General features: G+C 66.5%; 11 protein-coding genes. 5 read left to right on the top strand and 6 right to left on the bottom strand.

From position 1 onward, the window contains the following. Positions 1-58: 58 nt before the first annotated feature. Complete coding sequence (locus IM816_RS16935; protein ID WP_250338982.1) at positions 59-2,233, bottom strand: primosomal protein N'; 2,175 nt, start codon at positions 2,231-2,233, stop codon at positions 59-61. Between the two features lie 389 nt (positions 2,234-2,622). Further along, positions 2,623-3,789 (bottom strand): DUF3667 domain-containing protein, encoded by a 1,167-nt coding sequence (locus IM816_RS16930; protein ID WP_250338981.1) that lies wholly within the window; start codon positions 3,787-3,789, stop codon positions 2,623-2,625. A gap of 78 nt (positions 3,790-3,867) precedes the next feature. On the opposite strand from IM816_RS16930, the gene IM816_RS16925 reads away from it, so the two are divergent. Beyond that, a complete protein-coding gene (locus IM816_RS16925) occupies positions 3,868-5,256 on the top strand; it encodes an MATE family efflux transporter (RefSeq protein WP_250338980.1) in 1,389 nt (462 codons plus the stop codon). Positions 5,257-5,308: 52 nt separating this feature from the next. Continuing rightward, positions 5,309-7,225 carry a signal peptide peptidase SppA gene (gene sppA, locus IM816_RS16920; protein WP_250338979.1) on the top strand — a complete coding sequence of 639 codons (1,917 nt, stop codon included), beginning with the start codon at positions 5,309-5,311 and terminating at the stop codon, positions 7,223-7,225. A gap of 13 nt (positions 7,226-7,238) precedes the next feature. Here sppA and IM816_RS16915 read toward each other — a convergent pair whose 3' ends face one another. Beyond that, a complete protein-coding gene (locus IM816_RS16915) occupies positions 7,239-7,451 on the bottom strand; it encodes a hypothetical protein (RefSeq protein WP_250338978.1) in 213 nt (70 codons plus the stop codon). A gap of 43 nt (positions 7,452-7,494) precedes the next feature. Next, positions 7,495-8,292, bottom strand: coding sequence for an ABC transporter ATP-binding protein (locus IM816_RS16910; protein WP_250338977.1), 798 nt, complete (start codon positions 8,290-8,292; stop codon positions 7,495-7,497). Positions 8,293-8,353: 61 nt separating this feature from the next. Here IM816_RS16910 and IM816_RS16905 point away from each other — a divergent pair, with 61 nt between their 5' ends. Further along, entirely contained in the window at positions 8,354-9,136 is a 783-nt protein-coding gene (locus IM816_RS16905) for an SDR family oxidoreductase (RefSeq protein WP_072322392.1), read from the top strand. A 77-nt stretch (positions 9,137-9,213) separates the two neighbouring features. Continuing rightward, entirely contained in the window at positions 9,214-10,626 is a 1,413-nt protein-coding gene (locus IM816_RS16900; protein ID WP_250338976.1) for an Hsp70 family protein, read from the top strand. Between the two features lies 1 nt (position 10,627). Here IM816_RS16900 and IM816_RS16895 read toward each other — a convergent pair whose 3' ends face one another. Beyond that, entirely contained in the window at positions 10,628-11,266 is a 639-nt protein-coding gene (locus tag IM816_RS16895; protein ID WP_250338975.1) for a DUF4124 domain-containing protein, read from the bottom strand. 2 nt (positions 11,267-11,268) lie between these two features. Next, on the bottom strand, positions 11,269-12,213 hold the full coding sequence (locus tag IM816_RS16890; RefSeq protein ID WP_250338974.1) for a DegV family protein: 945 nt from the start codon (positions 12,211-12,213) through the stop codon (positions 11,269-11,271). A gap of 192 nt (positions 12,214-12,405) precedes the next feature. Between IM816_RS16890 and IM816_RS16885 the strand changes: the two genes are divergently transcribed. Beyond that, positions 12,406-13,191, top strand: a complete 786-nt coding sequence (locus IM816_RS16885) for an AMP nucleosidase (protein ID WP_072322394.1) — start codon at positions 12,406-12,408, stop codon at positions 13,189-13,191. Positions 13,192-13,368: the final 177 nt, after the last annotated feature.

Below are 13,368 nucleotides of genomic sequence, written 5' to 3'. Positions count from 1 at the left end.
ATCCGTAAGTATCGGTCAGCGGACATCCACCTCCCGTGAGCGGCTGAGTGTCCCTGGCTCAGTACAGGTCGATGGGATCGACGTCCAGCGACCAGCGGACCTTGCGTGCCGCCGGAAGGCCGGCGAGCGCTTGCTGCCACGGTCGCAGGAAGTTGTGCAGGCGCGCGCGCGTGCTCGCCTCGACCAGGAGCTGGCCGCGATGCCGGCCGGCGCGCAGCGGCATGGGCGCCGGCATCGGCCCGGCGACGCGCAGTTCCTTCGGCTCACCGATCAAGGCGTGTGCCTCGGCGAGGAACACGTCCACCTCGGCGCGGCCCAGGGCATCGGCGCGCAGAAGCACCTGATGCGCGTAGGGCGGCAGGTCGAGCAATCGCCGTTCCTCGAGCAGCCCGGTCGCTACCGCGGCGTACCCTCCGCGCAACAAGGCGTGCAGCATCGGGTGGTCGGGATGATGGGTCTGCAGAAGCACGCTGCCGGGCTTGCTCGCGCGGCCGGCGCGGCCGGCGACCTGCACGACAAGCTGAGCCAGGCGTTCACCCGAGCGGAAATCGATGCTGTGCAGCCCTTCGTCCACCCCGACGATGGCGACGAGGGTGAGATTGGGCAGGTCGTGGCCCTTGGCGAGCATCTGCGTGCCGACCAGGATCGCCGGCTTGTCCTCGCGCAGGCCGTCCAGAATGTCGCCGAAAGCGTCGCGCCGCCGCGTAGTCTCGCGGTCGATGCGCACCACGGGGATATCGGGGAAGCGTTCCGCCAGCGCTTCTTCGAGGCGCTCCGTGCCCTGACCCTGCGGGCTGAGGTTCGCCGAGCCGCAGCTGGGGCAGGCCGCGGGTACCGCCGTCGTGTAATCGCAGTGGTGGCAGATCAGGCGCCGCCGTCCGGCATGCAGTGTCAACGGCCGGTCGCAGCGTGGGCAGTCGGCGTGCCAGCCGCAATCGTGACAAAGCAGGGCGGGCGCGTAGCCCCGTCGATTGCGGAACACGAGCGCCTGCTCGCCGCGTTCTACGCAGGCTGCCACGGCGTGAACCAGCGTCGGCGACAGACCGTGGTCCAGCCGTTGCGCACGCATGTCCACGATCTGCACGCGCGTGGGCTGCGAGGCGCTCGGTCGTGCGCGCAGTACCAACCGGCGATAGCGCCCGGCTTCTACGTTGCCCAGGGTTTCGAGCGATGGCGTGGCAGAACCCAGGACCACCGGCACGCCCAACGCACGAGCGCGCACCACGGCGAGGTCGCGCGCGTGGTAACGGAAACCTTCCTGCTGTTTGTAGGACGGGTCGTGCTCTTCGTCCACGACGATCAGGCCAGCCTCCGGCAACGGGGTGAACACGGCGGAACGCGTGCCGAGAATCACGCGCGCGCTGCCGTTGCGGGCACGCAGCCAGGCGCGTGCGCGCTCGCCCTCCGCGAGGTTCGAATGCAGCACTTCCACCGCTACGCCAAGCCGCTCGCGCAGGCGGCGCACGGTCTGCGGCGCCAGCCCGATCTCCGGCACCAGCAGCAGGGTCTGCTTGCCCTCCGCCAGCGCCCGCTCGATCAGGGCGAGATAGACCTCGGTCTTGCCGCTGCCAGTGACGCCGTCCAGCAGGTAGGGCTGGAAACCGCCGAAGCCTTCGCCGATCGCCGCCACGGCGGCCGCTTGTTCGTCGCTCAGGGCCGGGCCTGGCGCGGGCATGGCGGGCATGGATGCCTCTTCGACCATGCGCTTTTCGAGCAGGCCGGCTTCCAGCAGCCGCCGTGCCGCGGCGCGCCAGTCGGGCAGGGCGAGGCCGAGGTCCTCGGCGCTGCGCGGCCCGTCGGCGAGAGCGTCCAGAAGGGTTGCTGATGCGCCCTTGCGGCGCTTGCTGTCGTGCGCCTCGCGGCCTGTTTCGGTCAAGCCCCAGACCTCACGGCCGGTAGCGGGCAGCGGCCGCGGCTCGCGCAAGGCGAGTGGCAAGGCATTGGCCACCGCCTCGCCCGGGGCACCGGCCCAGTAGTCGGCGGCCCAGGCCAGGGTCGCGAGCAGTTCGGCGTCCAGCAGCGGGTAGGGGTCCAGTACCTCGATAGCGCGTTTCAGACGCTTCGCGCCCACCGCCGCCTCGGCCGCGGGATCCACCACCACGCCGACCATCTCGCCCCGGCCGAACGGCACGCGCACGCGGGATCCCGCCTGGACGTCACCTGCCTCCGGGGGCAGGTAGTCGAACAGCGTGGGCAGCGGTACGGGAAGGGCGACGCGTAGGACGGCGGTCATGAGCTCGGACGGATTATCGCAGAGCCTGTTTCATGGGGTATGCCGATTTTGCTGGTCAATGATTGGTCATCGGCACATGGGCTTGCCCGCGAATGAGATCCCTCGAAAGAGGAATACGAGCTAAGTGCCTGCTGGGCGACCGCTTTCCGTGTTATCCACAAGTCCTGTGGATAACTCTGTGGATGAGCCTCGGATGGGAGGCATCCAGGGCGCATGGTTGAGCCGTTCCGGTTAGCTTGGGTACATTTTAACCAAGCTGAAATGTATCTATAAATCAAAGGCTTGTCGGTTTGGTTGGCCGGGCCGTTCACTGACTGTCCATGAAGACTTGACAAACGCGAAGGCCCCCCGCGGCCTGTGCACAACCCTCTGGCGCTTAGGAGAAAGTCCTAGTGCGCTGCACCGATGAGAAAGGCAAAGCCCACGGCGAAGATCACCAGCCAGAAATAGACGCTGCCTATCAGCCAGTACTTCAGCAGCGTCATCGGCCAGCCCTGCCGGTAGACCCGTTTCTGCATCAGCAGCAGGTAGATGGGCATCCAGGCCCACATGGCGAATTGGACCAGGCCGATCAGCTTGGCCGCGATCGCCGCATGCGGCTGGATCGCCTCCTTGGCGAAGCCGAGGATCATCAGGCCGAGCAGGGAAATGAACAGGAACGCGTGGCTGTGCAGCGCCACGATGATGTGTTCCATGTAGAGCCTGCGGCGGAACACGTAGAACAGCTTCAGGATCAGCGCGAAGACCGGGATCATCACCAGAAGGGTCTGCGGGAGCACCGAGAAGAAGCCCTCGCCCATCCGATGCAGGACCTCGGTTTTCTGCTCGCCGCCCGCCTGCAGCTGCACGATATTCGACTTGAAATGGGCGATGCCGGTAGCAAGCCGGCGCGTCACGAAGTCCGGTAGCCAGGCGATGTCGACCACGGTGGGCTGGTGCACCCAGTTTTGATTGCGACGCTCCGTCAACGGCATCGAAGGCTGCCCGGCCGGCGGGGCGATGGGGGGTGCCTTCAGTTCGGTCAGTCGGCGATTGGCGGCTTCGAGCACCACGTCCTTGGCCACACCCAGCCCCGCGCGAGCGGGAGCCGGCAGGGCCGGGTTGGCCATGGCTTCGTCAAGGTCGTCGATCTGTCCGTTGTAGAGCTTGAGCACTTCATCGGGCGTCTTCGCCGCCTGGAAGGCGGCCACGTCGTCGGCTGCCGGCTTGCCGTCCGTGACACCTTCGCCGAAGCGCACCTCGCTGAAGGCCAGGTGCACGAAGAAGAATGCGAGCAGGCAGAACACGAACATCAGCCGGAAGGGCGCGATATAGCGCACGCGACGGCCCGAGAAGTATTCCAGCGTGAGGAAACCGGGCTTCGTGTACAGCGGCGGGAGCGTATGGACGATCCGCTCGTCCAGGTGGAAGAACAGATCGCCCGCGTCTTCCAGCATGTGCGAGATCGGGCGTATCACGCTCTTGATCGACTGGCCGCAGCGGTGACAGAACTCGCCCTGTAGCTCTGCGCTGCAGTTCGCGCACAGCAGGACGGGCGAAGGCTTCAGCTCGTTCATCCGTTGTTCCTCCCCTTTCGGCTGCGGATGATGGCACGGCAACCGCTACAATGGGCGGCCCCTTACCGCGATCCTTCCATGTCCATCGACCGCGCCCGCGCGCGGCGAGAGATCGGCGCCACCTTGCGGTTGGCCCTGCCGATGATCGTCGCTCAACTCTCCGCCATCGGCACCAATGTGGTCGATGCCGTGCTCGCCGGCCACCAGGGCGCGCACACGCAGGCGGCTGTCGTCACCGGCGCAAGCATCTGGGTGCTGGCGATCGTGACGGGCATCGGCACGATGATGGCGGTACCGCCCACGGTGGCTCAGCTCGACGGTGCCGGTCGGCGCAGCGAGGTGGGCCCGGTATTCCACCAAGCCCTCTATATCGCCTGGGGGCTCGGCCTGCTGCTGGGCATCGCGGTCTGGCACGCCTCGCCATTGATGGCGATCTTCGGCGTCGCGCCGTCCATGCGCCCGGATGTGGAAGCCTTTCTCCACGCGATCTGCTTCGCCGCGCCGGCCCTCACCACCTATTTCGCGCTGCGCGGTTTGTCCGAGGGGCTGTCGATGCCGCGCCCGTCGATGTATTTCAGCTTCGGTGGCCTGCTCGTGCTGGCGCCGCTCGGTTACGTGCTGATGTACGGCAAGCTGGGTCTTCCCGTGCTTGGCGCGCGCGGCAGCGGCATCGCCACGGCGATCGTACTGTGGCTGGAAATGCTGGGTTTTGCGATCTACGTGCTGAAGCACCGCAACTACCGCGACCTCCACCTGCGCCAGCGCATGGCGGTGCCGAATACGAAGCAGATCGGCCAGCTCCTGCACATCGGCGTGCCGATGGCGGTCACGCTGCTGATGGAGGCAGGGCTCTTCGTGGCGGTAGCGCTGTTGATCGGGCGGTTGGGCGAAACCGTGACGGCCAGCCACCACGTGGCGCTCAACGTGGCCTCGGTCGCTTTCATGATTCCGCTGGGGCTGTCGATGGCGATCACGGTGCGCGTCGGCAACGCGGCCGGTCGTCGCGACGTCGCTGGCGTGCGTTACGCCGGCATGTCGGGCATCACCCTCGTACTGGTGACCCAGTTCGTGTCCTCCGGCGTGATGCTGCTCTTTCCGGAAGCCATTGCGCGTCTCTACACGAACGACGCGGCGGTGATCGCGACCGCATCCCAGCTCATGATCCTGGCTGGTTTCTTCCAGTTCTCCGACGGCATCCAGGTCGCCTCCAACGGCGCGTTGCGCGGCCTCAAGGACACCCGTGTGCCAATGGGTATCACCTTGTTCGCGTATTGGGGCGTGGGCATGCCGGTCGGCTGGTGGCTCGCCTTCCATCACGACCTCGGCGCGCGCGGCATGTGGATGGGCTTGATCGCGGGCCTGAGCATGGCCGCGATCCTGCTGTTCGCAAGATTCTGGCGCAGTAGCGCCAAAGGAAACTGGCGCAACGATCCGGAGACCGCGGCGCCCCTGCCATTCCACACGTGATACCAACGGGCCGACGCGCTACGCTGCGCGCGACCTTCGAGGAACCGCTTAGATGTCGGACCGCTACGACGCCGTGCCACCGCCCCTGCCGAGCCGCCCCCAACCGGTACCGCCGCCCCGGCGAGGCGGCTTTGGACGTTTCCTGCGCGGCCTGGGCCGCGGCATCAACATCACGCGACTGGTGATCGTCAACACGATCTTCTTCGGTCTGCTCGCAGCGATCCTGCTGGTGGTGTTCCTCGGTAGCCGGGCCAATTTGGTGGACGACGGCACCGTGCTGGTGCTGGCGCCCGAAGGCGCGCTGGTGGAGCAGTACAGCGCCGATCCGCTCTCGCGAGCCATTGGCCGCATGTCGGGCGACGGCGTGAAGCAGGTGCAGGTGCGCGATCTGGTCCGGGCGATCGACAGCGCCGCCAAGGATCAGCGCATCACGCGCATCGTGCTGCGTCCGGACCACCTGCAGCCCGGCGGCTTCGCCGCGCTGCGCGAGGTTGGCGCGGCGCTCGATCGCTTCCGCAAGGCGGGCAAGCCGGTGCTGGTCTGGGCCAACAGCCTTGAGCAGGGCCAGTACTACCTCGCCGCACACGCGGACAAGGTCTACATCGATCCGCAGGGTGGCGTGATGGCTACGGGCCTCGCGAACTACCGTCTGTTCTACAAGGATCTGCTCGACCGTCTCGGCGTGCAGGTGCATCTGTTCCGCGTCGGTCAGTTCAAGAGCGCGGCGGAGCCATTCATTCTGGATCATGCGTCGCCCGAATCGAAGGAAGCCGATGCGTTCTGGCTCGGCGGCCTGTGGACCACGTGGATCGACGAAGTCGCACGCATGCGTGGCATCGACCCTGCCGCATTGCGCGCCGACGTCGACGAGCTGGCCGAACGCGTGCGCGACGCCAAGGGCAGCCTCGCCCAGCTCGCGGTGGAAGAGAAACTGGCCGATGGCATCGCCACCGAGCAGCAGTTCGTGCAGATGCTGCGCAAGGAAGGCGTGCCGGCGGGCAAGAAGGACCAGTCGTTCCGTCAGATCGATCTGGCCGGCTATCTCGCCGACCGCGGTCTCTCGCAGGCCGACATGCTGCAGACGGGTCCGGGCGTGACCGTAGTCGTGGCCGAGGGCGAGATCACAGGCGGCAAGCAGGCGCAGGGCACCATCGGCGGCGAGTCGACGGCAGCGCTTATCCGCAGCGTGCGCAAGGACCGTCGCACCCGTGCGCTGGTGCTGCGCGTGAATTCGCCGGGCGGCGAGGTGTATGCGGCCGAGCAGATCCGTCGCGAGGTCGAACTGACGCGCGAGGCTGGCATCCCCGTGGTGGTATCGATGGGTGACGTCGCCGCGAGCGGCGGGTACTGGATCTCGATGAATGCGAATCGGATCTATGCCGAGCCGAACACGATCACCGGTTCCATCGGTATCTTCGGCATGTTCTTCACCGTGCCGGATACGCTCGCCAAGATCGGCGTGAAGAGCGACGGTGTTTCGACGGGTTCGCTTGCCGGCGCGTTCGACATGACCCGCCCGCTCGATCCCAACGTCGGCGTGCTGATCCAGAGCATTATCGACAAGGGTTACCGCGATTTCGTCGGCAATGTGGCGAAGGCGCGCGGCAAGGACTACGCCGCCATCGACGCCATTGCGCAGGGTCGCGTGTGGACCGGTCAGCAGGCGATGGAGCGCGGCCTGGTGGATCGCATGGGCAGCCTCGACGACGCCATCCGCGACGCGGCGGGGGAGGCCGGCTTGGGCAAGGACTTCAACGTCCGCTACGCCGAAAAGCCCATGGGTGCATTCGAGCGCTTCCTGACCAGCGTCGGCGACAGCAGCGAAGCGCGCGTGGCGATGTCCTGGGGCCTGCGCCTGCCGTCATGGGTGGCCGAATTGCCGAAGCTGGCGCCGGAGTGGTCGCTGTTCCGCAACGCCGAGGCCGGCAAGCCCCACGTCTACGCCTACTGCTTCTGCTCGCCGCACTGAGGTTCGCGCGGGCTTAGTTGGCTTGCGCCTCGATGGCCTTGGCTTGCGCCTTGGCCTGGTCGTCCACGACCTTCTGTACGTCCTGGGCTTTCTTTTTCTGCGCTTCCAGCGAGTCCCACGGGGTTTCGACCCGCGCCTGAGGCGCGGGCGGCTCGTGCGGTTGAGGTGGCTTCGAACAGGCCGCGCAAGCGGTCGCCAGAGCAAGGAGCGGGAGATAACGGGTCATGGCGGTCCTCCTGGTTCGGGACGAGTCTCGCGCGCCCGCGAGGTCAGCGCAAACGCGTTCCGTAGAATTCCCCATGCCGTTCCACGTCCATGCGCCAGTCGAACAGGGTGGAGAGGGCGTTCCCGTCGAGGAGTTGCGCCTTGCCGCCCTGGGCATGGAGTCGCCCATCGCGCAGCATCACAACGTGCTCGATCTCCGGCACGATCTCTTCCACATGATGGGTGACGAGCAGCAGCGTCGTTCCACTTTGCGCAAGATCGCGCAACAGGTCGAGGAAGCGCCTGCGCGTGCCGGGGTCCAAGCCGGCGCAGGGTTCGTCCAGCAGCAGTGCGCGCGGCCGGTGCACCAGCGCACGTGCGATCAATACCCGGCGGGCTTCGCCGGTCGATAGCGTGGATACGTCTCGGTCCGCCAGGTGCGCTGCCCCCACGCGTTCAAGCGCCTGGCGTGCGCGCTCGAGCATGGTCTCGTCCACGACGTGGTCCAGGCCCAGCGTCATCGATGCGAAGAAGCCGGAAAGCACCGTGTTCAGCGCGCTCTCGCTGCTGGTTTCGAACTCACGGCGCAGGTCCGAGGACACGACGCCAAGCAACGAGCGCAGTTCGGCCACGTTCCACCGATCGCGGCCGAAGACGCGCACCACCGGCGAGCCATCGTCGTGGACGAGCGGATAGATGCGTCGCTCGATGAGCTTCACCAGCGTGGACTTGCCCGAACCGTTCGGTCCGAGAATCGCCGTGTGCTGGCCGGGGGCGATGTCGAGCGTGAGCGCATCGAGCAGGGGGCGGCCATCGCGAAGCACGGTCGCTCGGTCGATCGAAAGCAGCGGGGATGTATCCATGCGTCGGAGCATACCGCGCACATCCCTTGTACGATGCCCGGCATCGCACGGGAGACCCGACATGCATCCACGACTCACCAACTGGCGCCTCGACGGACGTACCGCCCTCGTCACCGGCGCGAGCAAGGGCATCGGCTATGCCTGCGCCCGGGAACTGGCCGCCCTCGGCGCCGACGTCCTGCTCGTGGCGCGTGACGAACTGGTGTTGCAGGAAGTGCGCGACGAACTCGCCGACGAATGCCCCGACGTGGAAGTGCTGGGCATGGCCGCCGACCTTGCCGACCACGAGGATCGCCTCGCGGTGTTCGACTGGGTGGCCGACCTCGGCATGAACCTCTCCATGCTCGTCAACAACGTCGGCGGCAATACGCCGAAGGCGACATTGGATTACGAGGACGACGAATACCGCGCCTTGTTCGAACTCAACGTGTTTTCCGCGTTCGAGATGAGCCGCGCCGCGTATCCGCATCTCGTGCAGCACGCGCACGCCGCCATCGTGAACGTCGGCTCGGTATCGGGCATCACGCATGTGCGTACCGGTTCGCCGTACGGCATGACCAAGGCCGCGCTGCACCAGATGACGCGCAATCTCGCCTGCGAGTGGGCCGAAGACGGTATCCGTGTGAACGCCGTGGCGCCCTGGTACATCCGCACCCAGCGCAGCGAACCGGCATTGGCGGACGTGGAATACCTGGAAGAAGTGCTCGATCGCACGCCGATGGGGCGCATCGGCGAGCCGGAGGAAGTGGCCTCTGCGGTGGCCTTCCTGTGCCTTCCCGCTTCCAGCTACATCACGGGTGAGATCATCGCCGTGGATGGCGGTTTCCTGCGCTACGGCTTCTAAAGCCATTAAGATACGCGGTTCCCCAGCGCCGGCTCGTCGCGAGCGGTGGGCGCATCCGCAGCTTTTCGAGTGACGTCATGAACATCGGTATCGACTTCGGTACGAGCTATTCCGCCGCCGCGACGTATGTGGACGGCGAGCTGACGCTCGTTCATTTCGGCGACGCCAAGCAGTTCCGCACCGCCGTCTTCTTTCCCGAAGTGGTGCCGGATCCGAGCGACTTCCGTCTCACGCCCGAACTCGACGCACAGGTCGAATCCCATGTGCGCGACGCGCGTGCACAGCAACGCCAGTTCGCCACCGAGGCGCGGCAGCAGGGGCGTTCGTATACCGAGCGCAGCGATGCCGATCTGCGTCGCGACGCGTTGCGCACCGTGCGTCGCCAGTGGATGGAGCGCCGTGCGGCGGAATCGCCCACCGCCACGGTCGAGAGCTTTCAGCACGCCCTGTTCGGCGACGACGCCGTGCAGGCCTACCTCGAATATGGCGACGGCAATCTGATTGAATCGCCGAAGTCGATGCTGGGTTATCGGCTCGACCCGCAGGTGCGCAAGGTGATCGTGCACATCGCCACGCATATCCTCGAACACATCCGTCTCGCGGCGAGCCGCCAGCTTGGCGGACCCGTGCGCACGGCCGTGATCGGGCGTCCCGTGCATTTCCGTAGTTCGATGGGCGACAGGGGCTCCGAGCAGGCCGTGGAGATCATCCGCGAAGCCGCGGCCGTTGCGGGCTTCGACGCCGTGACGTTTCTCGAAGAACCCGCCGCCGCCGCCATGCATTACCACAAGCGCCTCGCCACGCGGCAGACGGCGCTCATCGTGGACATCGGCGGCGGTACCACCGACGTCGCCTTTGCCGAACTGGGTGGCGACGAGCTGCCGCGCATCGTCCGCACCTGGGGCCTCGCCAAGGGCGGTACCGACCTCGATGTGAACCTCAGCATGCACAGCTTCATGCCGCAGCTAGGTAACAACGTCACGCGGGTGCCGGTGCACCACTACGTGGAAGCGGCCAGCGTGCACAACCTGCCGAAGCAGCGTGAGTTCCGTCGGCAGGATTACCGTTTCGTGGACGAACCCTGGCAATCGCGCCTGCGCGCCCTGCAACAGCCTGGCGCCACCACCCGGCTCAACCAGACCGCTGAACGCAGCAAGATCGCCCTGAGCAGCGACGCGGAGACGCCCGCGGACCTCGGCTTTCTCGAGCCGGGCCTTGGTGTAAGCGTGGCGCGCAGCGACCTCGATGCGGCGGTGGAGCCGTTCGTCGAGCGCATGCAGCGCCTGCTCGCCGAAGTGCGTGCGGAATGGCCGGGCGTTCCCGGCAGCGTGTTCCTCACCGGTGGCACATCGCGTTCGCCGGTAGTCAAAGCCGCCGTGCGCGAGAGTTTTCCCGATATTCCGCTGGTCGAAGGCGATCCGTCGCTCGGCGTCGTCTCCGGTCTGGCGGTGGCGGCCGTCGAAGGAAGCACCGAGCCCGCGTCGGCGTAGGCTAGCCGCAGCCTTTCAGTTGCGCTTGAAGCTGGGCGTCCTTCGCGTCCAGTGGTCCGCGCTCGCTCTTGAACGCGTTGCGGATCTGTCGCTGGTTGGCCTCCGCATCCTCGCGCAGCACCTGGCACGCCTCGGCGGGCGAGAGCGGGCGGCACTGGTCCTGTACCCATACGTAGTTGCGTGTCGCCACGGCGGCCGCCATCCCATTGCCGCGGTTCAATTCCGGAGCGGAAGCAACGGCGGCACCGCGACCGTACGCCTCGGACAGCGGCTGGCTCACGGCGCCGAGCACGCCGAACGGCGCCTGATACGGCGCCGGCTGCCCGTTCTCGCTCGTATACGGCTTGCCGTCGGTCGCACGTATGCAGCCGAACAGTCGGGGAGGTGGAACGGCCGCCGTGGGCGGCGGCGCCGTCTCGTCCGCGCTGGCGCGTGCCGGTGCCTCGAGCATCGGAGCCACCTGTCCATCGGCAGGCGCGGAGTCGGGCAGGGCGATCGTCTCCTGGCGTTGGTTCTTCGCGCAGGGCGCCTGCTGATAGATGGTCTGGCCGCCTGCCTGGCACTTGTAGACCGTGGTGGCCGTCGCGGTGCCACTCGCGGCGCATAGCGCCAGCGCCATCAGGCGACCGAGGCGGCCCACGATCAGAACTCCGCCACGTGGTCCTCGCAAGCGAGACCGAGCGTCATGGCGCCCTCGCCGACGTTGACCATGCCCGTGATGCCCATCGGGGATTCGAGTACCGTCACGCCCGCGTCCTCGCAGGTACGCACGAGTGCGCCGTAACCCGGCAGGTTGCGCATATCGTCGAGGTCGCCGCCGTAGCTGAGCGACAGCGAAGGCACCAGCAGGCCGGCCTGCACACGCTTGGTCGCATATTCAAACAGGGCCAACGCCCCTTGCTCGAAGCCGCGCACCTTGCCCACCGGCCCGGTTTCGCCGCGGTGCGCGCGGAGAATCGGCTTGATGTCCAGCGCCGTGCCGAGCATGGAACTCAGGAAGCTCACACTGCGATCGCCCTTGCTGCGGGCACGCGAGCGCAGGTAATTCAGATCGCGCGGCAGCATGTAGCCGTAGGAGCAGTCGGCAACCTGAGCCGCCCGCTCGCGCACTTCGGCGGGCGACTTCCCCGCCTGGATCATGCGCACCGTTTCGGCGATCGTCGGCGCCGAGCCGGCGAAGATGTTGCGCGTGTCGACCACGCGCATGAGGAAGGGGCCGGTGATCCCCGCCGCTTCGCGGATGGGCCGGTAATTCTTGAGGATGGCGAAGCTCGCCTTGATGACGTTGTCGTGGATCGGGCTGCGTGTGGCCATGATGGTCAGGCATACGACGCAGTCGAAGTCCTTCACCATGCGTTCCAGGAACAAGGTCTGCACGTCCTCGACGGAACTCGCATCCGTCTCGGCGGAATGACTGCGGCTGCCCAGCTTCTGATCGCGGAAGCGCTGGATTTCCACCGGATCGCGGTCGTCCTTGAAACGCTGCTGATCCACCTTGACCGCGATCGGCATCACAGCGATGCCGTTCCTGATCACGAATTCATGCGGCACGTCACAGGCCGCGTCGATCGCCACACCGATTCGCATCGGTCCACCCCCGTCGAAGGCCATATGGCCCCGTGGCGCCCGGATCGCCCTTTGCGCTCCAGCTCGCCCCGCTGGGCCGGATGCTACACTTGCACGAATGAATTTGGCACTCCGCCGGCGTGGCGTCGCCGGTAACCGCGCCGTCGGCATGCAAGGGCGAACGCCGCCGGCGCACGCGCATCCGGATTCGACATGAAAACCAAGAACGACATCGTCTCCAACTGGTTGCCCCGCTATACGGGCACGCCGCTGGAAGGCTTCGGCCGGCACATCCTGCTGACCAATTTCGGGCACTACGTGGAACGCTTCGCCCAGGATCATGGCGTGGAGGTCCGCGGTCGCGACCGGCCCATGCCCAATGCCACGGCCGATGGCATTACCCTCATCAACTTCGGCATGGGCAGTCCCAACGCCGCCACGGTCATGGACCTGCTCAGCGCCATCGAGCCCCAGGCCGTGCTGTTCCTCGGCAAGTGCGGTGGCCTGAAGCGGAAGAACGCCATCGGCGATCTGGTGCTGCCGATCGCCGCGATCCGTGGCGAAGGTACGTCCAACGACTACCTGCTGCCCGAGGTTCCCGCCCTGCCGGCGTTCCAGCTCCAGCGCGCGGTGTCCACGATGATCCGCGATCTCGGCCACGACTACTGGACCGGCACGGTGTACACGACCAACCGCCGTGTCTGGGAGCACGACGACGGGTTCAAGGACTATCTCCGCCGCACCCGCTGCATGGCGATCGACATGGAAACCGCGACGATCTTCGCCGCCGGCTTCGCCAACCACATTCCCTGCGGCGCACTGCTGCTGGTCTCCGACCAGCCGATGATCCCCGAAGGCGTGAAGACCGAGACCAGCGACGCGTCCGTTACCGCGAACTACGTCGATCGACACATCAAGGTCGGCGTGGAGGCCCTGAAGCTCGTACGGCGCCACGGTCGCAGCGTGAAGCACCTGCGTTTCGAAGACGACGGCGAATAAGCGCTGCTCGCAAAGCCGCGGGGAACTGTGACGAACGCCACCGTTTCTCGCGGCGCTGCGCATTTTGAGTTTTGTTCCATAGAGTGCGTGCTACCCCTCCGCTACCGTCCCTCTCTTTTTATCCAAGAAAGGGAGGTCACCGTGGTGTTGACGCACGAGGTCGCAGAGATGTCCGGG

Origin of the sequence: Luteibacter flocculans, from assembly GCF_023612255.1 — a bacterium.
Classification (GTDB): domain Bacteria; phylum Pseudomonadota; class Gammaproteobacteria; order Xanthomonadales; family Rhodanobacteraceae; genus Luteibacter; species Luteibacter flocculans.
Note: the sequence above shows the minus strand (reverse complement) of the source record. Positions and strands in the feature narration are given on the sequence as shown.